Source organism: Sulfuricurvum sp. MLSB (genome assembly GCF_000747095.1).
Lineage (GTDB): Bacteria > Campylobacterota > Campylobacteria > Campylobacterales > Sulfurimonadaceae > Sulfuricurvum.
Window position 1 is genome coordinate 1 of sequence record NZ_JQGL01000031.1, and the last position, 4,892, is coordinate 4,892.

The window sequence follows — 4,892 nt, forward strand, 5'->3', positions numbered from 1 at the left end:
AAATAAAGCAAATCCCGTTCCCATGTTTTAGCACGAGTTTTGGTATAATTCGCGAATATTTTCCATGAAGGCTATTTATGTCCGCTACCCATTACGATCCTAAAAACATTGAATCGACGTACTACCCCATCTGGGAAAAGCGGGGGTATTTTGAGGTCGAGGGGAACCTGCCGATCCAAAAACCGAACAAACATTTTGCGATCATGCTCCCCCCTCCGAACGTCACGGGATCACTCCACATCGGCCACGCGCTGAACCACACTCTCATCGACATCATTACCCGCTACAAACGGATGGACGGCTACGCCGCTCTTTGGCAGCCGGGAACGGATCATGCGGGGATCGCGACGCAAAACGTCGTCGAAAAGCAGCTTCTGGCCGAGGGGAAAACCAAAGAAGAACTCGGACGCGACGCCTTTTTGGAACGGGTCTGGAAATGGAAAGAGCACAGCGGCGGAACGATTGTAGGGCAAATGCGCAAAATCGGCGTCTCTCCCGCATGGAGCCGCGAACGCTTTACGATGGACGAAGGGCTCAAGCAATCGGTCAAAGAGGCGTTCGTCCACCTCTACAACCAAAACCTGATCGTGCGCGGAAACTACATGGTCAACTGGTGTACGCATGACGGAGCGCTCAGCGACATCGAAGTCGAGCACGAAGAACATCAGGGGAATTTCTACCACATCCGCTACCCGTTCTCTGATGGCAGCGGCCACATCACGGTAGCGACGACCCGTCCCGAAACCTATTTCGGCGATACCGCGGTCATGGTCCACCCCGATGACGAACGCTATCTGCACCTCATCGGCAAAAGCATCACCCTCCCCCTCATCAACCGCGACATCAAAATCATCGCCGACAGCCATGTCGACCGTGAATTCGGAACCGGCGTCGTCAAAGTCACTCCGGCTCACGATACGAACGACTACGAGGTGGGCAAACGTCACGACCTCGAATTCATCACCGTATTCGACGAAAAAGGGATTTTGAACCACCACGCCGGCGAGTTCGAGGGATTGGAACGGCTCGAAGCGCGCGCAGTGATCGTCAAACGGCTCGAAGAAGAAGGATTCGTCGAAAAAATCGAAGAGCACACCCATCAGGTCGGACACTGCTACCGCTGTAAAAACATCGTCGAACCTTATATCTCCAAACAATGGTTCGTTCGCAAAGAGGTCGCTCGCGGCTCCATCGACAAAATGAATGCCGGATTGGCGCAGTTCTTCCCTCCCCATTGGATCAACAGCTACAACGCATGGATGAACGACCTGCGCGATTGGTGTATCTCCCGCCAACTGTGGTGGGGGCACCGCATTCCGGTCTTTTACTGCGACGATTGCGGCCATGAATGGGCCAGCCTCGAAGACGAACCGACGTCTTGCCCTCATTGTGCCGGAAAAAACTTTGCGCAAGATCCTGACGTCCTCGATACGTGGTTCAGCTCGGCACTCTGGCCGTTTTCAACGCTGGGATGGGGGAACGGGGATACGGCAGCGGATACGCTGTTCCAAAGCAACGACATGGCGCGTTTTTACCCCAACACCCTTCTGATCACCGGATTTGACATCCTTTTCTTCTGGGTTGCACGGATGATGATGATGGGGGAAAGTTTCACGGGTGAGCTGCCGTTTAAACACATCTACCTTCATGCGTTAGTGCGCGATGAACACGGTCAAAAAATGTCCAAGTCCAAAGGAAACGTCATCGACCCGCTCGACATGGTCGAAAAATACAGTGCCGACGCACTACGCTTCACCCTCGCCGTTCTCGCCGTTCAGGGGCGTGATATCCGCCTCAGCAACGACCGTCTGGAGCAAAGCCGCAACTTTACCAACAAACTCTTCAACGCCTCCAAATTCCTCCAAATGAATGTGGCCACTTTCAAAGATCTGGAAGAACAAGAGATTACTACCCCTTTGGGACGCTATATGCTGAGCCGTTTCCGACGTGCTACCGCCGAGACGAGAGCCTTTTTGGACGAATACCGCTTTAACGATGCGGCGACGGTGCTTTACCGCTTCTTGTGGAACGAATTCTGCGACTGGGGAATCGAACTCTCCAAAGCCAGCAAAGAGAGCATCGGCGAGCTTGGAAGCATCTACAAAGAGTCGATGAAACTGCTCCATCCGTTTATGCCGTTTATCACCGAATACCTCTATCACGAGCTTTCCGGCACGACGCTCGAAGAGAACGGTTCGATCATGGTAATGGAATACCCGGAAAACACGACGGTAGACGAAGCGATCGAGAACGAATTCGCGACGATCATGGACGCGATCGTCACGATCCGCCGGGCCAAAACCCTGATCGACCTCGGAAACCAAAAAATCGAGCTGGCTTACGTCAAATGCGCGGGCGATCAGGCGATGATGACCCCGTTCATCACCCGTCTGGCCAAAGTCGAAGAGCTCCGTTTTACCGAGGCAAAAATCGACAATGCGGTGAGCGATATTGGAGAATATGTAGAGGTCTATCTTCCGACCGATGCGATCGATCTTTCCCCTATCATCGACCGCCTCACAAAACAGCGTGAAAAACTCCAAAAAGAGGCCGATAAACTCTCCGGGATGCTCTCCAATGAGCGTTTCGTCGCCAACGCTCCCGAAGCCGTCATTGTCCAAAACCGCGAAGGACTTGCGGACGCTCAGGATAAAATGGCCAAAATTGACGCACAGCTCAGCTCTCTGGGGCGCTAAAGGTGCAATTCAGAGAACTCGGCAGTAACGAATTCGCCGAAGGATACGCACTGCTGAGCACGCTGCGCGTCGATCTGAGCGTAGAGGTATTTGATAATTTCATCGCTTCGCACTATCCTGCCGAATACCGCCCCATCGGTGCGTACCAACACGGCGAGCTGTGCGTGTATGCGGGAGTATCGATCCGCGAAAACTTCGAACTCGGCCGCCATCTGGTCGTTGACGATTTTGCCGCGCACGAGGGATGCGAGCGTTACAGCCGCGAAATGATCGATTTTTTAGGCGATTACGCCAAAATGTATCAATGCAAAAGCATTCTCTTTTTGGGGAAACAGCAGGGGATAAGGCTGGAGGATTTGGAAGGGTTCCGCCCCAAACGGGACGGCTTTATCAAAACCTTGTAATTTATTCTTCGATTCCTTCGACTTCAACGATGAGCTTGACTTCATCGCCGACAACCACGCCGCCCGCTTCGATCGCCTTGTTCCAGTTCAGCCCGAAATCTTTGCGGTTGATCTGTCCCGTCAATACGAATCCGGAGCGCTGATTGCCCCACGGATCGGTCACGACACCGCCCATGTCGATATCCAGCGTCACTTTTTTCGTAATGCCGCGAATTGTCAGGTTGCCCGTCATCTTCTCTTTGGTCGCGCTTGTCATGGCGAAGGCAATATCCCCGAATTTGTTAACGTCGAAAAAATCGGCGCTTCGAAGATGATCGTCGCGTTTGGTGATCCCCGTATCGATGGATGCCGCTTTGATATCCCCTTTCAACGATTTGAACTGACCTTTTTCCAATTCGTAGCTGCCGCTAAAGTTCCCGAATTTTCCCGTCACGGTACTGATCATCATGTGTTTCACTTTAAAACCGACGTTCGAATGAGACACATCGACTTTGTAAAGAGCCGCCGAAAGCGCGGATGAACCGAGCAATAAACCTGCTAAAACCGTTACGAAGAAACTTTTATTCATATCGAGATCCTTTTGGGGGTTAGTATTCGATTATTGTAAGGTGTTTTTCTCAATGAATTATTAATGCAATGCTAACAGACGATAAATTTAAGACTATATACAGCCAACCCGGCAGCTCCCTGCTAAACCCATTTACAACAACTCTTGGCTATACTTTCGCAATTTTAACCAAAGGTCAAATATGCAGCTGTGCGTCGCTCTCGATCTCCCCAGCATGGAAGAAAATTTAGCCCTTATCGAAAAGATCAAAGCCTATCCCGTGTGGCTCAAAGTGGGTCTGCGCTCGTACATTCGCGACGGGAAGCCCTTCATCGACGCGATCAAAACGATCAATCCCGAGTTCAAAATCTTTCTGGATCTCAAACTCTACGATATCCCCAATACCATGGCCGATGCGGCCGAATCGATCATGTCGCTGGGTGTCGATATGTTCAACGTTCATGCTTCCGCAGGCCGCAAAGCGATGCGGGAAGTGATGAAACGCCTCGAACCCTACGACAACCGCCCTCTCGTCCTCGCCGTCACCGCCCTCACCTCTTTCGAAGAAGGCGAGTTCGGACACGTCTACGGCACACCGATTGCACGCAAAGCCGATCAGTTTGCGCAGGATGCGCATGAAGCAGGTCTGGATGGCGTCGTTTGCAGCGCGTATGAGAGCGCCTCGATCAAATCGCTTACCTCGGACACGTTCGTGACCCTCACCCCGGGCATCCGTCCGTTCGGCGAAGACGCGGGAGATCAGGAACGTGTCGCCACCATCGAAACCGCGCACGCTGAAAAAGTCGATTTTATCGTCGTCGGCCGCCCCATCTACAAAGCCGCCAACCCCGCCGAAGTCATTGAAAATATCCTCAAATTATTATAAATTGGAATACTCCTTGCTTTAATTTCGTAAATATTACTGCGAGGAGTCCGCATGAAATTTATGGATAAAATCGAATTGGTCGTAAAACTCAAAGAGAAAATCATCGAAGCCAAAGCATCGAATGAAGGGCTTGCCGCCCAACTGCAAGCCCTTTTGGATCAGATCCTCGCAAACCCTAAAAACTCCCCGGCAATTTAACCCGTAACAAGCACCGCTTTAAGGTGCTTGTTATCTACCCCTGCGTATAATTACGCCCTCTTAACCGATGGACAGATGGGTGAGTTGGCTGAAACCACCTCCCTGCTAAGGAGACGTACTGGCAACGGTACCGAGGGTTCGAATCCCTCTCTGTCCGCCAC

The 4,892-nt window shown here is 51.9% G+C and carries 5 protein-coding genes and 1 tRNA gene; 5 read left to right on the forward strand and 1 reads right to left on the reverse strand.

The annotated features are described in order from the left end of the window. The first annotated feature begins 77 nt into the window (after window positions 1-77). Window positions 78-2,696, forward strand: a complete 2,619-nt coding sequence (locus tag JU82_RS03485; protein WP_037946521.1) for a valine--tRNA ligase — start codon at window positions 78-80, stop codon at window positions 2,694-2,696. A 2-nt stretch (window positions 2,697-2,698) separates the two neighbouring features. After that, window positions 2,699-3,100 (forward strand): hypothetical protein, encoded by a 402-nt coding sequence (locus JU82_RS03490; RefSeq protein WP_037946522.1) that lies wholly within the window; start codon window positions 2,699-2,701, stop codon window positions 3,098-3,100. A 1-nt stretch (window position 3,101) separates the two neighbouring features. Here JU82_RS03490 and JU82_RS03495 read toward each other — a convergent pair whose 3' ends face one another. Further along, complete coding sequence (locus JU82_RS03495; protein ID WP_037946526.1) at window positions 3,102-3,668, reverse strand: YceI family protein; 567 nt, start codon at window positions 3,666-3,668, stop codon at window positions 3,102-3,104. Window positions 3,669-3,849: 181 nt separating this feature from the next. On the opposite strand from JU82_RS03495, the gene pyrF reads away from it, so the two are divergent. The 3 genes from pyrF (at window position 3,850) to JU82_RS03505 (ending at window position 4,891) form a co-directional block, all read left to right on the forward strand. Then, window positions 3,850-4,533 (forward strand): orotidine-5'-phosphate decarboxylase, encoded by a 684-nt coding sequence (gene pyrF / locus JU82_RS03500; RefSeq protein WP_037946528.1) that lies wholly within the window; start codon window positions 3,850-3,852, stop codon window positions 4,531-4,533. 51 nt (window positions 4,534-4,584) lie between these two features. Continuing rightward, the gene (locus JU82_RS11685; RefSeq protein ID WP_294892088.1) at window positions 4,585-4,731 is read left to right on the forward strand and encodes a hypothetical protein; all 147 of its coding nucleotides are present in this window, start codon (window positions 4,585-4,587) and stop codon (window positions 4,729-4,731) included. Window positions 4,732-4,800: 69 nt separating this feature from the next. Further along, window positions 4,801-4,891 (forward strand) — tRNA-Ser (locus tag JU82_RS03505). Window position 4,892 lies beyond the last annotated feature (1 nt).

Coding starts and splice junctions, on each gene's coding strand:
- JU82_RS03495 (WP_037946526.1), bottom strand. CDS start 3,668: ATGAATAAAAGTTTCTTCGTAACGGTTTTAGCAGGTTTATTGCTCGGT.
- pyrF (WP_037946528.1), top strand. CDS start 3,850: ATGCAGCTGTGCGTCGCTCTCGATCTCCCCAGCATGGAAGAAAATTTA.
- JU82_RS11685 (WP_294892088.1), top strand. CDS start 4,585: ATGAAATTTATGGATAAAATCGAATTGGTCGTAAAACTCAAAGAGAAA.
- JU82_RS03485 (WP_037946521.1), top strand. CDS start 78: ATGTCCGCTACCCATTACGATCCTAAAAACATTGAATCGACGTACTAC.